Source organism: Bacillus sp. SJ-10 (assembly GCF_002843505.1).
GTDB lineage: Bacteria > Bacillota > Bacilli > Bacillales > Bacillaceae > Bacillus > Bacillus velezensis.
In genome coordinates, this window is the sequence record NZ_CP025258.1 from 1736547 (window position 1) to 1751998 (window position 15452).

Genomic DNA, 15452 nt, shown 5'->3' on the forward strand with positions numbered 1-15452 from the left:
TGTCATCTCGTGCGGGGAGTGACGAAATGCCCCGCCTTATGTTATATTGTGAATAAAAAGCAGAAAGGAAACACCAAGATGAGTCTTCTAAACGATATCATGCAATTTAATGAGCAGTTCACTAAAAACAAAGATTATGAAAAATACCAAACATCTAAATTCCCGGATAAAAAGATGGCGATTTTGTCCTGTATGGACACGCGTCTTGTAGAATTGCTTCCGCATGCGATGAACATGCGAAACGGCGATGTGAAAATTATTAAAAGTGCCGGCGCGCTTGTCGCCCACCCGTTCGGAAGTATCATGCGCAGCCTTTTAGTGGCCGTATACGAATTAAACGCCGATGAAGTCTGCGTTATCGGCCACCATGATTGCGGCATGAGCAAAATCAACAGCGAGGATATGCTTGATAAAATTATCGACCGCGGTATTCCGAAAGAGCGGATTGACATGCTGAAGCACTCAGGAGTTGATCTTGATCAATGGCTGAAAAGCTTTGATTCAGTAGAAGCGAGTGTTACAGACAGCGTAAACGTCATTAAACACCATCCGCTATTCCCTGACAATGTGCCGGTGCACGGTCTGGTGATTGATCCTGAAACCGGTAAACTTGATCTGGTGATCGACGGCTACCAGCATATGGACTAATGTTTTTGTTTTTTGTCCGGTACGGGATCAACACCGCCCGGATGAAAAGGGTGGCACTTTAAAATCCGTTTCAGTGTCAGCCATCCGCCTTTTAATGCGCCGTGAGTCTTGACGGCTTCGATTCCGTACTGCGAACACGTCGGATAAAAGCGGCATGACGGCGGCGTCAGCGGAGAGATGAACTTCTGGTATCCGCGGATGAACGCAATCATTATGGTTTTCATCAAAAAACCACCTTTCTGATGCTAGTATAGAAAAAAAATTTCAGATTGAAAAGCTTCCGCCACAATTCTTATCGGAAAACTGTGTTATAATGGATGCATATTCTGAAAAAAGGGAGTGCCATTATGCCTTCAGTAGAAAGTTTTGAGCTTGACCATAATGCGGTTGTGGCTCCGTATGTAAGACATTGCGGAGTGCATAAAGTCGGAACAGACGGCGTCGTGAATAAGTTTGACATTCGCTTCTGCCAGCCGAACAAACAGGCGATGAAGCCGGATACGATTCATACGCTTGAGCACTTGCTTGCGTTTACGATTCGCACACATTCTGAGAAATACGATCACTTCGACATCATAGATATCTCACCGATGGGCTGCCAGACAGGCTATTATCTTGTTGTCAGCGGCGAGCCGACAGCGGAAGAAATTGTAGACCTGCTTGACGCTACGCTGAAAGAAGCCATCGATATTACGGAGATTCCGGCGGCCAACGAAAAACAGTGCGGCCAGGCGAAACTTCATGATTTAGAAGGCGCGAAACGCCTGATGCGTTTCTGGCTGTCACAGGATAAAGAAGATTTGCTGAAAGTGTTCGGATAAAAAACAGGCCTTTTTGCTGACATGCAAAAAGGCTTTTTTACATATTTCTAAAAAATGTCACACCTTGTGTGTAAGCGTTTGCTAAAATAGAAGCAAACATAAAGGAGTGATGGGATGAAACGGGCTGTATTGGCAGGTATGTGCGGTATGGTATTTCTATTATCTTCCTGCGGGGGTAATTCGGACAAAACCTCCGCGGATGAGGAGCCTAAAGCGCTTGAGGTCAAGCTTACAGGACCGGAAACGGCAGCACCGCATGAAAAAGCGGAATACAAGGCGGAGGTTTTTTACGGCGGCAAGCGTGTCACGGATGCGGATGAAGTCATGTTTGAAGTATGGAAAGAAGGAAAAAAAGGCAGCAGCAAAACAAGCAAGGCCAAGGAGGAAAAAGGGGCGTATCACCTGCGGACTGAATTTGATGAAGAGGGTGTCTATACCGTTCAATCCCACGTAACGGCAAAACAGCAGCATAATATGCCGACTGTAAAAGTGCGTGTCGGGGATGCTGAAGCTGCCGATGATTCCTCCGGCCATAAGGAACAGACGCATCATCATTAAGGATTTTTTTTATCCGTCAAGCCTTTTGATGCGTCCTCCGGCGGGTCAATCGTATGTTTTACATTATAAGCTCTTACAGTCGACCAGATGGATAAAAGCAGCACGGCGAGCACGATAAGAAAGCCGAAGCTCAGAAGAAGCAGCATGAAATCCCTCCTTTTTAACAAATCATAACATATTTTCCATCCGTAAAATCAAGGGCTAAAAATTTATGTTTTAACACACGATATATAGGGTATATCAATAGTAAACCAAAGGAGGAAGATAGGCATGTCAGAAAAACTATTGGATGCAGTCAATAAGCAAGTTGCAAACTGGACGGTCATGTATGTGAAATTACATAACTATCATTGGTACGTCAAAGGGAAGGACTTTTTCACATTGCATGAAAAGTTCGAGGAGCTGTATAACGAAACGGCTACATATATTGATGATCTGGCAGAACGTCTGCTGGCATTAAACGGCAAGCCGATCGGCACAATGACGGAATCATTGAAGACAGCGTCTGTAAAAGAAGCGGAAGGCAATGAGAGCGCAGAACAAATGGTACAGAACATTTATGATGATTTCACTGTCATTGCGGAAGAGCTGAAAAGCGGCATGGACCTCGCAGATGAGGTAGGAGACGAAACGACCGGTGATATGCTGCTTGCCATTCACCAGAATATCGAGAAACATAACTGGATGCTGAAAGCGTATTTAGGATAATCAACAAGGGAAGACCGGGGCTATAAAGCACTCGGTCTTTTATTTGGCTGCCGAAGAGAGGTGTTGTCCATTTTTCTGAAAAATCCAGTCCGTTCCATTCACTTTTCATAGAATAATGTAAGGCCGTTTCTGTGAAAGGATGTTGGATCAAGTGGGCAAAGACTTTGGCATCTTTTCGTTTTTTGCAGTGATCGTGTCGGCAGCGGGGTTTTTCTTCGGAGGTTTTCAGTATTCGTTTCTGATTTTGCTATCGGTCATGGCGATTGAGTTTATCAGTACAAGCTTAAAAGAATCTCTTTTGCAGCAGCTGAGCGCAAGAAAGCTTTTTGCGCGGCTGGTCAAAAAAATCGTGACCCTGGCATTAGTCTCAGTTTGCCATTTTTTTGACCAGCTGCTTCATACCGAAGGCGCCATCCGTAATTTGGCTATCATGTTTTATATCTTATACGAATCGGTTCAGATCGTGATTACGGCAAGCTCGCTGGGCATACCGGTTCCGCAGGTGCTCGTCGACCTATTGGATACCCTGAAAAATAAATTCAAGCGCAAACCGTAACATTTGCTTCAAAGGAGGCTATACTAGCGGGTATGATGGTTTTCCTCTGAATTTTTGATAAAGGGCTTCCGAACAAACGCAACTGTGGTATGATGTATGGAAGATATGAAGGAACGGATTAGAGGGATAAACATGTACGAGTTTAAAGACTATTATCAGAACACTGTTCAGCTCTCCTTTGAACACCAGCCTTTTTCAGACAGCCCGAAGCACGTATGGGTCATATGCCGATATGGAGATAAGTGGCTTTTGACCGAGCATGAAGACCGGGGGTTTGAATTTCCGGGCGGAAAAGTGGAGCCGATGGAATGTGCGGAGGAAGCGGCCCTGCGCGAGGTGAAAGAAGAAACCGGCGCCGCGGTAAGACATCTGAAGTACGTCGGACAGTATAAAGTTCTCGGCAGGGAAAAGGTAATCGTGAAGAATATTTATTTTGCCGATATTGAAAAGCTTGAAAAACAGGCTGACTATTTTGAAACAAAGGGGCCGGTGCTGTTCAGCGAACTGCCGGAGAATCTCCCCCGAAATAAAAAATTCAGTTTCATTATGAAAGATTCGGTGCTTCCGATCAGTCTGAAAAAGCTGAAAGAGGACGGCGTATTTCAATCATAAAAACGAAGACCCGGCGTTTACGCACGGGTCTTTTTTATATTTTTCCTTTCGTCCATTTTCTTTCTAACAGTTCGACTCCCTGATACATCAATGTCGCAAAAATCGCGATGATCAGAAGGCTTAAGAACACAAGAGTGAAATTGAAGACCTGGAATCCGTAAATGATCATGTAGCCCAGACCTTTTTCGGAAACGAGAAACTCGCCGACGATGACACCGACCCAGGATAAACCGACGTTCACTTTAAGCGCGGAAATAATCGCGGGGGCGCACGCCGGCAAAATGACTTCTTTAAACATGATGCTTCTTTTCGCTCCGAAGGTTTTCATGACCTTAATATAGTTTTCATCCACTTCCTGAAAAGCCGTAAAGACGACGATTGTCGTGATAATGACACTGATGACTGCTCCCATGGCGACAATGCTTGTGAAATTCGGTCCGAGAGCCACGATGAGAATCGGTCCGAGTGCGACCTTCGGCATCGCGTTTAAAATGACGAGGTACGGGTCTAAAACCCGGGCGAGCCTGTTTGACCACCATAACAGAGCGGCGAGGCATGTGCCGAGAAGCGTGCCGAGCAAAAAGCCGAGAACGGTTTCTCCTAAGGTTACGCCGATGTGCGCCGCAAGGGATCCGTCCGCAATCTTTTCAACTAAAAGCCTGCAAACGGCGGAGGGTGAGCTGAAGATTAACGGATCGATCCAGCCCGCCCTGCTCGATATTTCCCATCCGGCAAAAAATACGATGAAAATGGCGGCCTGATACGCACGGATCCGGAGCTTTTCTTTTTGGTGTCTTTTCTTAAACTGCTGATGAAGCTGTTCAATCGTGCCGCTGCTGTTTTTCAAGGGAATTCAGCTCCTTCCATATGGTTTGAAACAGCGGCTGAAAGGCCGGATCCTGACGCGCGTCAAACGGATCTAAAGCCGCGAGCTCCTTAGGCACGGTGAATATTTGGTGGATGGTGCCCGGCTGATTCGAAAATAAATAGATCGTATCGCTCATGGCGATGGCTTCACCGATATCGTGGGTGACGAGCACGGCGGTTTTTTGAAAATCCTTTAATGTTCTGAAGACAAGGTTTTCTAAAGAAAGCTTCGTTTGAAAGTCCAGCGCGGAAAACGGTTCATCAAGGAGCAGCAGGCCCGGGTCCGGCGCAAGAGTTCTGGCAAGTGCCGCCCGCTGCCGCATCCCGCCTGACAGCTCTTTCGGGTATTTCTTTTCAACGCCGATTAATCCGAGCTTAGGCAGAAGGCTGAGAACTTCAGCTCTTTTTTCTTCTGTTAATGTTTTTGAAATGTGTAAACCGAGCAGCACGTTTTCCTCAATTGATTTCCAAGGAAATAAATAATCCTGCTGAAGCATATAACCGATTTGGTGTTCTTTATGGTTCGGCACGCTTCCTTCAATCAGCACCCGGCCTTGCGCAGGGGTGATAAGGCCGGCCAGAATGGACAGGAGTGTGGTTTTTCCGCATCCGCTCGGCCCGAGAAAGGAGATGAAATCCCCTTTTTCAATCTGAAAATGTATATCTTTCACGGCGGTTGTCTTTTCTTTCAGCGAGAAATAAGTATGTGTTACATGATCGACATGTAAAAAAGACATTCATGTTCCTCCTATTGTTCTGAGGTGACTTTTTTGGCGATTTTTGTGTTGACGAGTTTGCTGTACGGAATGTGTTTCGGGAGCTCTCCGGCTTCATCCATAATAGATTGAAGCTGTTCCCATTCATCCTTTTGCAGAACTGGGTCTGCAGAGAATGACTTTTGTTTTTTATAGCGCTCTATTGATGTTTCGATAATGGCCGGATCTGTATCGGCAAATTCCTTCTGAATCGTTTTTGCGATGTCTTTGGCCGGATGGCTTTCCACCCATTGCTGGGCGCGATAGATGGCGCGGGTGAATTTTTCCGCCGTCTTTTCATTGCTTTTCAAATAACTTTCTTTTGCCATAAAGGTTGTGTATGGCACTTGGCCGGAAGCTTCTCCGAAGGATGCGACGATATGGCCGATGCCTTCTTTTTCAAATTGGGATGCCGTCGGTTCAAACAGCTGCACATAATCACCCGTTCCGGATGCGAATGCGTTGGAAATATTGGCGAAATCAATGTTTTGAACGAGGTTAATGTCTTTTTTCGGCTCTATGTGATTCTTTTTCAGGACGTACTCACCGGCCATTTGAGGCATGCCGCCTTTTCGCTGGCCGAGAAATGTTTTTCCTTTTAAATCGCTCCATTTGAATGATTTCTCATCCTTCCGCGACACGAGAAATGTGCCGTCCGTCTGTGTCAGCTGCGCGAAGTTGATGACTGGATCTTTTGCTCCCTGCGCCTCCACGTAAATGGATGTTTCAGAACCGACCAGCGCGATATCAGACCCGTTTGACAAAAGCGATGTCATCGTTTTGTCTCCGCCCCATGTTGTTTGAAGTGACACTTGGAGCCCTTCTTTTTTAAAGAAACCTTTTGCTTCAGCGACATACATAGGCGTGTAGAAGATGGAGTGTGTGACTTCCGCCACCTTTACCTTCGTCAGACTTTCTTCCTGTCTGCAGGCCGGAAGAATGAGCAGGAAAAAGGCGCATATGACAAAAACGCAGCCCGTTTTGAGCCATTTGTTCACGGTGTAACCTCCTTGTTTTAAGCGTTAAAATAACCTTTTCTGCTTTACATATCGTATGATGGGTATAAAAAATGTGTGAGTGCCCATATTCACGTTGGGAAAGAATAAAAAAACTGATGATATAAGGAGGCTCATTGTTTTGCTGGTAGAAAAGAAAAGGTTCCCGTCTCCGAGTCCGCATGTCCGCCTCTTTGCGGTATGCTATGAGTCAGAAGGGCTGAAGGTAAAGGGGCTCCTTGCCGAGCCTGCTGAGCCGGGAACATATGACGGTTTTTTATATTTGCGCGGCGGCATAAAAAATGTCGGCATGGTACGCCCCGGAAGAATCGTTCAATTCGCTTCCCAAGGCTTTGTCGTGTTTGCGCCTTATTACAGAGGCAACCAGGGCGGCGAGGGAAATGAAGATTTTGCGGGAGAGGACAGAGAGGACGCGTTTTCCGCTTTTCGCCTGCTTCGGGAGCATCCGAACGTCAGGGAAGGGCGGGTGCATATTTTCGGTTTTTCCCGGGGCGGAATCATGGGGCTTTTGACCGCGATTGAAATGGGGCATCAAGCGGCTTCGCTCGTATCATGGGGCGGTGTGAGCGATATGGTGCTTACTTATGAAGAGCGGAAGGATATGCGGCGGATGATGAAGCGTGTGATCGGCGGCACGCCGAAAAAGGTGCCGGATGAATACAGATGGCGTTCGCCGTTTGAAAAAGCAGACCGCATTCAGGCCCCTGTGCTGCTCATCCATGGAGAGAATGATGAGAATGTTTCGATCGAACACGCCCGGATGATCGAGGACAAGCTGAAAGAGGCGGGGAAACCGGTGGAAACCTGGTATTACAGCGGTTTTACGCATTATTTTCCGCCGCAGGAAAACAGACGCATTGTCCGGCGGCTGGCGGAATGGATGAAGACACGGTAAGATGCCTGATTTATGATATGATAATAAAGAATAAGAGAATGAAAGGGGATTTTCATTTTGGGAATGCCTGTTGAATTTAATACCATGATTGTGACAAAAGGCAATGAAAAACGGATAGAGGAAAATATCTTTTTATTGGAGAAAGAGGGCTATCGCGTCTATCCTCTTGATATTCCGATGGACGTGCGCAAAACGAAAACCGGCGAGAAATCCGGCACCGGCGAGGTCCAAAAGCTCGAATGGGCGAACGGCCGGACAAGCATTACATACAGACTCACGTCGCTTCATTCGACAAACTGAAAAAACAAAAGCCGAGGGCATAAACGCCCTTGGCTTTTTTGATTACACGAGAGGTCCGCCGGCTTTGGCAATCGAGTCTGCATGGGAAAACTTTTTAAAGTTTTCTTTAAACTCATTGGCTAAAAACAGCGCTTTTTCGTTGTATGCTTGTTTATCGCTCCATGTGTTTTCAGGCTGAAGAACTTCATCCGGAACGCCCGGAACATGAACGGGACTGCGCAGGCCGAAAATGCTGTCTGCCGTCATGTCAGTCTGGTTCAGTCTGCCTTCAATAGCGGCCTTGACCATCGCTCTTGTATACGAAAGTTTCATCCGTTCTCCGACTCCGTACCCTCCGCCGGTCCAGCCTGTGTTGACCAGGAAGACTTGAACGCCGTGTTCGTCGATTTTATGCCCGAGCATTTCGGCATATACATGCGCCGGAAGCGGAAGGAACGGTGAACCGAAGCACGTCGAGAAAGTCGTTTGCGGAGATGTCACGCCGCGCTCGGTTCCCGCGAGTTTACTGGTGTACCCGCTTAAGAAGTGATACATCGCCTGTTCCTTCGTCAGTTTGCTGATCGGAGGGAGCACACCGAATGCGTCCGCCGTTAAAAAGACGATTGCCTGCGGATGGCCGGCAATGCTCGGCTGCACGATATTGCCGATCATCTCAATCGGATATGCGGCTCTTGTGTTTTCCGTGTAGAAGGAATTATCGTAATCCGCTTCACCCGTTTTTTCATCAAGCACGACATTCTCAAGAACAGACCCGAAGCGGATCGCACGAAAAATCTGCGGTTCTTTTTCCTCGCTCAGATTGATACATTTAGCGTAACATCCGCCTTCAATGTTGAAAACGCCGGAATCTGACCAGCCGTGCTCGTCATCGCCGATCAGTTTGCGGTCCGCATCGGCTGAAAGCGTCGTTTTCCCTGTGCCGGAAAGACCGAAAAACAGGGCGACATCGCCTTTTTCACCGACATTGGCTGAGCAGTGCATCGGCAGTATATCCTGCTGCGGAAGCAGGAAGTTCATAATGGAGAATATTGATTTTTTCATTTCTCCGGCGTATTCGGTGCCGCCGATTAAAATGACGCGCTTTTCGAAAGAGACAATGATAAATGTTTCCGAATGCGTGCCGTCCGTCTCCGGATCTGCTTTAAAATGCGGAGCCGAGAGAATGGTGAAAGGCTGCGCTTGCGGATCTCTTTCATCCGTCTCCGGTCTGATAAACAGCTGGCGTGCGAATAAATTGTGCCATGCAAATTCATTTACGACCGTAATCGGGAGTCTGTATTTTTCATCCGCTCCTGCGAATCCTTCAAAAACAAACAGTTCATCCCGCTGTTTTAAGTAGCTGACGACTTTGGCGTACAGCTTTTCAAACGCCTCTTCAGAAATGGGCTGATTCACCGCGCCCCAATCAATTTGATTTTCTGTGCTTTGTTCACGGACGATAAATTTATCTTTAGGTGACCTGCCTGTATAAGCGCCGGTGGTGGCGCGTACGGCGCCCGTTGATGTCAGCGTTCCTTCATTTCGGCTGATCACTTTTTCGGTAAGTTTTGGAGCCGATAAATTATGATGCACATTCGGACTTGCAAGTAATGCTTGAAGATCTGCGGTTAAATCAACTAATTTCATAAAAACCTTCCTTTGCCGGTTTATTTGTATTTCGCTGAATGTGGAATTAGTATAACATATATCTGAAAATAGTCTATACTATTTACGGTTTTTTGTTTGTGTTTTTCCATTGCTTCCCGAAATAAAGGCGCGTAATCGCTTTAATTCATATTGACACTTTCCGCCCTTTTACGATAAGATATTTCATTGAGCGGATACTCTTATCCCGAGCTGGCGGAGGGACAGGCCCGATGAAGCCCAGCAACCGGTTTCTCTGTAAAAAAGCAGGTGAAAACACTGTGGGAAACCAAGGTGCTAACCTGATGCAAGGTTTAATATTTTCCTTGAGCGATAAGAGTGAAAGGCACACAGACCAAACCCTTTCCTCGAGTGGAAAAGGTTTTTTTATTTCATAAAATATGCCAATTAACATTCTCTGATATAGTATGACATTGTATTAAGAGGGAGCGAGTTCCGTATCATATGAGAAGGTCTTGCAAAAGATCTTTTTTCAGGAGGAAAAGTGAATGAGTAAAAACCGTCGACTATTTACATCTGAATCTGTTACTGAGGGTCATCCGGACAAAATCTGTGACCAAATTTCTGACAGTATCTTAGATGAGATTTTAAAAAATGACCCGAACGCGCGCGTGGCCTGCGAAACATCTGTAACGACAGGACTTGTGCTGGTAAGCGGAGAGATTACTACATCAACATACGTTGACATTCCGAAAACAGTCCGTGAAACGATTAAAGAAATCGGCTACACACGCGCCAAATACGGATTTGATGCGGAGACTTGCGCTGTTTTAACATCAATTGATGAACAGTCTGCGGATATCGCAATGGGTGTCGATCAGGCTCTTGAAGCACGTGAAGGCACAATGAGCGATGCTGAAATCGAAGCAATCGGAGCGGGAGACCAAGGCCTGATGTTCGGTTATGCGTGTAACGAAACGAAAGAGCTTATGCCGCTTCCGATCTCTTTGGCGCATAAATTAGCCCGCCGTTTGAGCGAAGTCCGCAAAGAAGACATTCTTCCGTACCTTCGCCCTGACGGCAAAACGCAAGTTACCGTTGAATATGATGAAAACAACAAGCCGGTCCGCATCGACGCGATCGTCATTTCAACTCAGCACCACCCGGAAATTACGCTTGAGCAGATTCAGCGCAATCTGAAAGAGCATGTCATTAACCCTGTCGTGCCTGAGGAACTGATCGATGAAGAAACAAAATACTTCATCAACCCTACGGGACGTTTCGTAATCGGCGGACCTCAAGGTGATGCGGGTCTTACCGGCCGTAAAATCATCGTTGACACATACGGCGGATATGCACGCCACGGCGGCGGCGCATTCTCCGGTAAGGATGCGACGAAGGTAGACCGTTCTGCGGCATACGCTGCGAGATACGTAGCGAAAAACATCGTGGCAGCAGGTCTTGCTGATTCTTGTGAAGTGCAGCTTGCATACGCAATCGGCGTGGCACAGCCTGTTTCTATTTCCATCAATACATTTGATACAGGAAAAGCATCTGAAGAAAAACTGATCGAAGTCGTACGGAATAACTTCGACCTGAGACCTGCCGGCATTATTAAAATGCTTGATCTGCGCCGCCCGATCTATAAGCAGACTGCTGCTTACGGCCACTTCGGACGTCATGATGTGGATCTTCCTTGGGAGCGTACTGACAAGGCGGATGCGCTTCGCAAAGAAGCACTAGGAGAATAATTTTATAGCCGCTTACTTAAGCGGCTTTCCCTTTTTGTAGATGCTGCCATGCTTATTTTTACATAGCGTGAAACCAATGGCGTAACACAGCGTCTATAAAAAGGGGGTCCAATTAGAAAATTACACTTATGGAGGCTATACTATGTGTGGATTTGTCGGTGTTTTTAATAAGCATCCATTAACTCAAACCGCAGATCAAGAAGAGCTAATCAAACAAATGAACCAAATGATCGTTCACCGCGGTCCTGACAGCGATGGGTATTATCATGACGAGCACGTCGGATTCGGCTTCAGACGGCTCAGTATTATTGACGTAGAAAACGGCGGACAGCCTTTATCATATGAAGACGAAAAATATTGGATCATTTTTAACGGCGAAATCTATAACTACATTGAATTGAGAGAAGAGCTTGAAGCGAAAGGCTACACTTTCAATACAGATTCCGATACTGAAGTGCTCCTTGCGACATACCGTCATTATAAAGAAGAAGCCGCTTCAAAGCTTCGCGGAATGTTTGCGTTTTTAATCTGGAACAAAGCTGACCGCGTCATGTACGGCGCGAGAGACCCGTTCGGCATTAAGCCGCTGTATTACACAACCATCGGGGACAAAGTATATTTTGCATCTGAAAGAAAAAGTTTAATGGCCGCTCAAAACGGCATTGATCTTGATACAGCTTCTTTACAGCAATATATGTCTTTCCAATTCGTTCCTGAACCGAGCACGCTTGACGCTGAAGTGAAAAAAGTCGAGCCGGGCAGCCAGTTTACGATCCGCCCGGAAGGCGACATCGCGTTTAAAACATATTTTAAAGCGAACTTTAAGCCTGTTCAGTCTGATGAAGATAAATTGGTGAAAGAAGTCAGAGACGCAATCTTTGACTCTGTCAAAGTTCACATGAGAAGTGACGTTCCTGTCGGTTCGTTTCTATCCGGAGGTATCGACTCCTCTTTTATCGTCTCAGTTGCGAAAGAATTTCACCCGAGCCTTAAAACATTTTCCGTCGGTTTTGAGCAGCAGGGCTTCAGTGAGGTTGACGTAGCGAAGGAAACGGCTGCCGCGCTCGGGATTGAAAACATCAGCAAAGTCATTTCTCCTGAGGAGTATATGAACGAGCTTCCGAAAATCGTCTGGCACTTTGATGACCCGCTTGCAGATCCGGCGGCGATTCCTTTGTACTTTGTCGCAAAAGAAGCGAAAAAACATGTAACGGTCGCGTTATCCGGGGAAGGCGCGGACGAGCTGTTCGGCGGGTACAATATTTACCGCGAACCGCTTTCGCTTAAACCGTTTGAACGCATTCCGTCCGGTCTGAAAAAAATGCTTCTTCATGTGGCGTCCGTCATGCCTGAAGGAATGAGAGGGAAAAGCCTCTTAGTCCGCGGCTGCACACCGCTTGAGGAGCGTTATATCGGTAATGCGAAGATTTTTGAAGAGCCCGTGAAAAAACAGCTGCTCAAACATTACAATCCAGAGCTTTCATACCGTGATGTCACGAAGCCGTACTTTACGGAAAGCCGTTCATACAGCGACATTAATAAAATGCAGTATGTTGACATCCATACGTGGATGCGCGGCGACATCCTGTTAAAGGCTGACAAAATGACGATGGCCAACTCATTGGAACTGCGCGTGCCGTTCCTTGATAAAGTCGTGTTTGACGTGGCTTCTAAAATTCCGGATGAACTGAAAACGAAAAACGGCACGACGAAATACCTTCTGCGCAAAGCTGCTGAAGGGGTAGTGCCTGATCATGTGCTTAACCGCAAAAAACTCGGCTTCCCTGTGCCGATCCGCCACTGGCTGAAAAATGAAATGAACGAATGGGTTCGCAACATCATTCGTGAAAGTGAAACAGATGCTTATATTGAAAAGGATTATGTCCTTCAGCTTCTGGAAGATCATTGTGCCGACAGAGCGGACAACAGCCGCAAAATCTGGACCGTGCTGATCTTCATGATCTGGCACAGCATCAATGTTGAAAAAAGACTGGTGCCGGAAGAGCTGAATCATCAGCCGAAAGAAGTCATTTTCGTTTAATCCAAAAGGCTTTCGATGTTATCGAAAGCCTTTTTTCTATTGTTTTTTTGTAAACCGTCTATTCCGCTCTGTTTTCGACAAAGTATTACGCAATATTCAGAAAAAGGTTATAATAGGACTAATCGGGTAGATTCCGGAAAGTGTTTTCTGGCTATTTCGTCTCGGTTTGTTGTTTCTTTGTCAAAATCAGGGGGAGGGAGAGTTATGCAAAACAAAGAAAAAACGCTTCACCGCGGCTTGGAAGAGCGGCATATCTCGCTTATGTCGTTGGGCGCCGCGATAGGAGTCGGGCTGTTTCTCGGGTCGGCTTCTGCCATAAAGCTTGCCGGGCCGGGGATTTTAGCCGCTTACGCCTGCAGCGGACTGATTATGTTTTTTATTATGCGGGCATTAGGGGAAATGGCGATTCAAAAGCCTGTAGCCGGCTCATTCAGCCGGTATGCCAGAGATTATCTCGGTCCGCTTGCCGGATTTTTAACAGGCTGGAACTATTGGTTTTTATGGGTGGTTACCTGCATGGCGGAAATCACCGCGGTCGGCATTTATATGGGCTACTGGTTCCCTGACGTGCCGTCATGGATCTGGGCGCTTTGTGCACTCGTCATTATGACGGCTGTCAACTTTCTGGCGGTCAAAGCGTACGGTGAGCTTGAATTCTGGTTTGCGCTCATTAAAGTCTTGGCGATTCTGTCAATGATCGCGATCGGTCTGGTGATGATCGTATTCGGTCTCGGAAACGGAGGCGTTGCGCTCGGAATCAGTAATTTATGGAGCCACGGCGGCTTTTTCCCGAATGGGATTAAAGGGGTGCTGCTGTCGCTTCAAATGGTCATGTTTGCCTATCTCGGGATTGAGCTGATCGGTGTCACAGCCGGTGAGGTCAAAAATCCGGAAAAATCACTGGCGCGGGCCATAGATACTGTTTTTTGGCGCATTCTCATTTTTTACGTCGGAGCTTTGTTTGTCATTATGTCAATTTATCCGTGGCAGGAAATCGGTTCAGGCGGAAGCCCGTTTGTTTTGACATTTGAAAAAATCGGAATCCCCGCTGCAGCCGGAATCATTAATTTTGTCGTATTGACGGCGGCTCTTTCTTCCTGCAACAGCGGGATCTTCAGCACGGGGCGCATGCTGTTCAATCTGGCGGAACAAAATGAAGCGCCTAAAGCATACGGTACGGTCACAAAAGGCGGTGTGCCGGGAAAAGCGGTATTGGTTTCAGCGGGCGCGTTATGCATCGGCGTTTTGCTGAACTACGTGGTGCCGGCGAAAGTGTTTACGTGGGTGACGAGCATTGCGACGTTCGGGGCGATTTGGACATGGTCGATTATTTTGCTTTCCCAAATGAAATATCGTAAAAGCTTACAGCCGGAACAACGGAAAAAACTGAAATATAAAATGCCTTTATACCCCTTTTCCTCATATATCTCGCTGGCATTTCTGGCTTTTGTCGTTGTGCTGATGGCTTTTGATGCAGAGACCAGGGTGGCCGTCATCATCGGTCCTGTCTGGTTCGGTATATTATTAGCCGCCTATTACGGGAAAGGTTTCCATAAAAGAAAAGACATAGATCTGGAAAACGGACAGACATTCGCCGAAAAAGCGTAAAAAAAGAGCCCGGGACATGGGCTCTTTTTTTCATAGGATCGGGCCGGCGGGGGAAGAATAAAACAAATTCCTGAACATTTTGCTTCTGTTTCCTGACAATCGGGAGAATGCAAATGGTTTTTACTTAAATAATATTTTGAAAAATGGTACAGTAGTAAAAACAAAGCTGATCTATTTTTATTTCTTTTGCAGTGTTTTATAATATCGCCCTTTTTCAACATATTCCGTTCTGATTCTTTCCATGTCCCGTATGTCTTCTTCTGTCAGCCGGCGGATAACCTTTGCGGGCCGGCCGAACGCAAGACAGCCGGGAGGAATGGTTTTGCCCGGAGGAACGAGACTTCCGGCGCCGATAAACGCGCCTTCTCCGATTTCCGCCCCGTCAAGAATGACGGAGCCCATACCGATTAAAGCATTCTTTTTGATGATTGCGCTGTGCAGTGTAACCTGATGGCCGATCGTGACGTCATCTTCAATAAGAAGCGGGCGGTTCGGACTTTGATGCAGACAGCTCAAGTCTTGTATGCTGACTCTTTTTCCGATCCTTGTCGGCGCAACATCCCCCCGGATGACGGCTGAGAACCAAATGCTTGATTGTTCTCCGATCACGACGTCGCCCGTAATGACGGCGTTATCCGCAATGAACGCTTCAGGATGTATGTCCGGCGTAAATTGTTTATAAGGGTAGATTATCATGTCTCATCCTTCTTTCTCTAAATTTATGTAAGAGGT

At 46.7% G+C, this 15452-nt stretch carries 18 protein-coding genes and 1 riboswitch; of the genes, 11 read left to right on the forward strand and 7 right to left on the reverse strand.

From position 1 onward, the window contains the following. Positions 1–78 precede the first annotated feature (78 nt). A complete protein-coding gene (locus CXL14_RS08885) occupies positions 79–648 on the forward strand; it encodes a beta-class carbonic anhydrase (RefSeq protein WP_003152233.1) in 570 nt (189 codons plus the stop codon). On the opposite strand, the gene yidD is transcribed toward CXL14_RS08885, so the two are convergent. Further along, on the reverse strand, positions 645–872 hold the full coding sequence (yidD, locus tag CXL14_RS08890) for a membrane protein insertion efficiency factor YidD (RefSeq protein WP_007408838.1): 228 nt from the start codon (positions 870–872) through the stop codon (positions 645–647). The two genes, CXL14_RS08885 and yidD, sit on opposite strands and share 4 nt — an antisense overlap. Positions 873–995: 123 nt before the next feature. Here yidD and CXL14_RS08895 point away from each other — a divergent pair, with 123 nt between their 5' ends. After that, a complete protein-coding gene (locus CXL14_RS08895; protein WP_003152237.1) occupies positions 996–1469 on the forward strand; it encodes an S-ribosylhomocysteine lyase in 474 nt (157 codons plus the stop codon). Positions 1470–1583: 114 nt separating this feature from the next. After that, positions 1584–2027, forward strand: coding sequence for a FixH family protein (locus tag CXL14_RS08900; RefSeq protein WP_029974113.1), 444 nt, complete (start codon positions 1584–1586; stop codon positions 2025–2027). Here CXL14_RS08900 and ytzI read toward each other — a convergent pair. Continuing rightward, positions 2024–2173 carry a YtzI protein gene (ytzI, locus tag CXL14_RS08905; RefSeq protein ID WP_007408836.1) on the reverse strand — a complete coding sequence of 50 codons (150 nt, stop codon included), beginning with the start codon at positions 2171–2173 and terminating at the stop codon, positions 2024–2026. The two genes, CXL14_RS08900 and ytzI, sit on opposite strands and share 4 nt — an antisense overlap. A gap of 124 nt (positions 2174–2297) precedes the next feature. On the opposite strand from ytzI, the gene CXL14_RS08910 reads away from it, so the two are divergent. From CXL14_RS08910 to ytkD, 3 genes are all read left to right on the forward strand, one after another. Further along, the gene (locus tag CXL14_RS08910; protein ID WP_007408835.1) at positions 2298–2735 is read left to right on the forward strand and encodes a Dps family protein; all 438 of its coding nucleotides are present in this window, start codon (positions 2298–2300) and stop codon (positions 2733–2735) included. A gap of 151 nt (positions 2736–2886) precedes the next feature. Further along, positions 2887–3291 (forward strand): phage holin family protein, encoded by a 405-nt coding sequence (locus tag CXL14_RS08915; protein ID WP_007408834.1) that lies wholly within the window; start codon positions 2887–2889, stop codon positions 3289–3291. 132 nt (positions 3292–3423) lie between these two features. Further along, a complete protein-coding gene (gene ytkD / locus CXL14_RS08920) occupies positions 3424–3903 on the forward strand; it encodes an RNA deprotection pyrophosphohydrolase (RefSeq protein ID WP_003152244.1) in 480 nt (159 codons plus the stop codon). 34 nt (positions 3904–3937) lie between these two features. Here the strand turns inward: ytkD and CXL14_RS08925 are convergent, their stop codons facing one another. Genes CXL14_RS08925 through CXL14_RS08935 form a run of 3 tightly spaced genes read right to left on the reverse strand, consistent with a single transcriptional unit; the run spans position 3938 to position 6523 of the window. Further along, on the reverse strand, positions 3938–4750 hold the full coding sequence (locus CXL14_RS08925) for an ABC transporter permease (protein WP_014418698.1): 813 nt from the start codon (positions 4748–4750) through the stop codon (positions 3938–3940). After that, entirely contained in the window at positions 4725–5507 is a 783-nt protein-coding gene (locus tag CXL14_RS08930; RefSeq protein ID WP_003152246.1) for an ABC transporter ATP-binding protein, read from the reverse strand. Before CXL14_RS08930 ends, CXL14_RS08925 begins: the two co-directional genes overlap by 26 nt. Positions 5508–5518: 11 nt before the next feature. Then, positions 5519–6523, reverse strand: a complete 1005-nt coding sequence (locus CXL14_RS08935) for an ABC transporter substrate-binding protein (RefSeq protein ID WP_014418697.1) — start codon at positions 6521–6523, stop codon at positions 5519–5521. A 139-nt stretch (positions 6524–6662) separates the two neighbouring features. On the opposite strand from CXL14_RS08935, the gene CXL14_RS08940 reads away from it, so the two are divergent. Then, positions 6663–7436, forward strand: coding sequence for an alpha/beta hydrolase family protein (locus tag CXL14_RS08940; protein ID WP_014418696.1), 774 nt, complete (start codon positions 6663–6665; stop codon positions 7434–7436). A 57-nt stretch (positions 7437–7493) separates the two neighbouring features. Beyond that, complete coding sequence (locus CXL14_RS08945; RefSeq protein WP_003152249.1) at positions 7494–7736, forward strand: DUF2584 domain-containing protein; 243 nt, start codon at positions 7494–7496, stop codon at positions 7734–7736. 42 nt (positions 7737–7778) lie between these two features. Here the strand turns inward: CXL14_RS08945 and pckA are convergent, their stop codons facing one another. Continuing rightward, on the reverse strand, positions 7779–9362 hold the full coding sequence (gene pckA, locus CXL14_RS08950; RefSeq protein ID WP_007613256.1) for a phosphoenolpyruvate carboxykinase (ATP): 1584 nt from the start codon (positions 9360–9362) through the stop codon (positions 7779–7781). 197 nt (positions 9363–9559) lie between these two features. Continuing rightward, positions 9560–9699, forward strand: a riboswitch (SAM riboswitch). Positions 9700–9868: 169 nt separating this feature from the next. Between pckA and metK the strand changes: the two genes are divergently transcribed. The 3 genes from metK (at position 9869) to alaP (ending at position 14720) form a co-directional block, all read left to right on the forward strand. Continuing rightward, positions 9869–11071 (forward strand): methionine adenosyltransferase, encoded by a 1203-nt coding sequence (metK, locus tag CXL14_RS08955; RefSeq protein ID WP_003152253.1) that lies wholly within the window; start codon positions 9869–9871, stop codon positions 11069–11071. A gap of 142 nt (positions 11072–11213) precedes the next feature. Then, entirely contained in the window at positions 11214–13112 is a 1899-nt protein-coding gene (gene asnB, locus CXL14_RS08960) for an asparagine synthase (glutamine-hydrolyzing) (RefSeq protein WP_003152255.1), read from the forward strand. A 204-nt stretch (positions 13113–13316) separates the two neighbouring features. Continuing rightward, a complete protein-coding gene (gene alaP, locus CXL14_RS08965) occupies positions 13317–14720 on the forward strand; it encodes an alanine permease AlaP (RefSeq protein ID WP_014418695.1) in 1404 nt (467 codons plus the stop codon). Between the two features lie 177 nt (positions 14721–14897). On the opposite strand, the gene CXL14_RS08970 is transcribed toward alaP, so the two are convergent. After that, on the reverse strand, positions 14898–15413 hold the full coding sequence (locus CXL14_RS08970) for a gamma carbonic anhydrase (protein WP_032863655.1): 516 nt from the start codon (positions 15411–15413) through the stop codon (positions 14898–14900). Positions 15414–15452: the final 39 nt, after the last annotated feature.

Bases quoted from the DNA above. Each gene is read 5' to 3' on its own strand.
- CXL14_RS08885 (WP_003152233.1), top strand. From the start codon at position 79: ATGAGTCTTCTAAACGATATCATGCAATTTAATGAGCAGTTCACTAAA.
- metK (WP_003152253.1), top strand. From the start codon at position 9,869: ATGAGTAAAAACCGTCGACTATTTACATCTGAATCTGTTACTGAGGGT.
- CXL14_RS08900 (WP_029974113.1), top strand. From the start codon at position 1,584: ATGAAACGGGCTGTATTGGCAGGTATGTGCGGTATGGTATTTCTATTA.
- ytkD (WP_003152244.1), top strand. From the start codon at position 3,424: ATGTACGAGTTTAAAGACTATTATCAGAACACTGTTCAGCTCTCCTTT.
- CXL14_RS08930 (WP_003152246.1), bottom strand. From the start codon at position 5,507: ATGTCTTTTTTACATGTCGATCATGTAACACATACTTATTTCTCGCTG.
- ytzI (WP_007408836.1), bottom strand. From the start codon at position 2,173: ATGCTGCTTCTTCTGAGCTTCGGCTTTCTTATCGTGCTCGCCGTGCTG.
- asnB (WP_003152255.1), top strand. From the start codon at position 11,214: ATGTGTGGATTTGTCGGTGTTTTTAATAAGCATCCATTAACTCAAACC.
- CXL14_RS08910 (WP_007408835.1), top strand. From the start codon at position 2,298: ATGTCAGAAAAACTATTGGATGCAGTCAATAAGCAAGTTGCAAACTGG.
- alaP (WP_014418695.1), top strand. From the start codon at position 13,317: ATGCAAAACAAAGAAAAAACGCTTCACCGCGGCTTGGAAGAGCGGCAT.
- yidD (WP_007408838.1), bottom strand. From the start codon at position 872: ATGAAAACCATAATGATTGCGTTCATCCGCGGATACCAGAAGTTCATC.
- pckA (WP_007613256.1), bottom strand. From the start codon at position 9,362: ATGAAATTAGTTGATTTAACCGCAGATCTTCAAGCATTACTTGCAAGT.
- CXL14_RS08895 (WP_003152237.1), top strand. From the start codon at position 996: ATGCCTTCAGTAGAAAGTTTTGAGCTTGACCATAATGCGGTTGTGGCT.